This window comes from Bradyrhizobium sp. 142, assembly GCF_023074015.1.
Lineage (GTDB): Bacteria > Pseudomonadota > Alphaproteobacteria > Rhizobiales > Xanthobacteraceae > Bradyrhizobium.
In genome coordinates, this window is sequence record NZ_JADPKQ010000231.1 from 1 (window position 1) to 1,248 (window position 1,248).

Below are 1,248 nucleotides of genomic sequence, written 5' to 3' on the forward strand. Positions count from 1 at the left end.
TCGCCCCCCGGCAAAAGCCAAAGCATAACCACGCCGCCACTGATCCGTTGGTCAATCCAGGAAATCCGCCGCATCGCCATCAGGCTTGCTCGAAAGCGTATTCAACCCGCACGTATCATCGCATGGTCTTTCTGGCGCAGAGCTCATCAGGCTGCCGCTCAACGCGCTCACGTCAAATCAAGAAGACAACTGTAATGCTAGGCAAGAACACATTCCATGTGGTGGGGTTCGATGCCACGGGTGCAATCATCCTACGCAAGAAGCGATCGAGAAATCAGCTTGAGCAGTCGCTGGCTAATGTTCCAGCCTGCCTGATCGGAATGGAGGCTTGTTCAGGAGCACACCACCTGGGGCGCAAGCTGGAGAAATTAGGCCATCAAGTACGGCTCTTGCCGGCACAGTATGTGAAGCCATACCTCAAGGGCCACAAGAATGACTTCCGTGATGCCGAAGCCATCGCAGAGGCGACGCAGCGCCCGACCATGCGCTTTGTCCCATTGAAGTCGGCCGAGCAACTTGACTTGCAGGCACTGCACAGAGTTCGCAGTCGATTGGTGACGCAAAGAACCGCGGTCATCAACCAAATCCGAGGCTTTTTGCTTGAGCGAGGGCTGCCAGTCCGGCAAGGAGCGGCAGCGCTCCGACTGGCACTTCCTCAAATTCTCTCAGCGCCAAAAGACAACTTATCGCCTCGAGTGATCCAGCTCATTCAAGACTTGGCCGAGGACTGGCGCCATCTCGACCGACGGGTCGCGTCAATGACGAAAGAAATCAACGAACTCGCTGATCAAGATCCACACTGTCGCCGCCTAATGAGTGCGCCCGGCGTCGGGCCGATCATCTCAAGCGCGATGGTCGCCGCCATCGGAACCGGTGATGCCTTCCATAAGGGCCGGGACTTTGCAGCATGGCTTGGTCTGGTACCGAAGCAAATCTCGACCGGCGATCGAACCATTCTCGGGCGCATATCGAGGCGCGGTAATCGGTACCTGCGAACGCTGTTCATTCAGGGCGCCAGAGCCGTACTTCTGCAGCGTCAGAGTTGGCCTCGGTGCGCGCGCCGGTCCATGGCGACCAGGGTTTCCGGTTGAAGGCGACCACCGTTTCCGGTGGATGACGACCACCTGTTCCGGTCGATGGCGACCAGGGTAACAGGGCTGTGGACGGGCGTGATGAACGCCGTTGGGTGATCCGCGAATCAGCCGGACTTCGCTCCTTTTTCGAGAGGAGTGGGGATGGCCCAACAGA

At 58.3% G+C, this 1,248-nt stretch carries 1 pseudogene; it reads left to right on the forward strand.

Going from position 1 to position 1,248, the window contains the following annotated elements:
- Window positions 1-194: 194 nt before the first annotated feature.
- Window positions 195-1,052, forward strand: a pseudogene (locus IVA82_RS21705) (IS110 family transposase); the annotation flags it as partial.
- Window positions 1,053-1,248 lie beyond the last annotated feature (196 nt).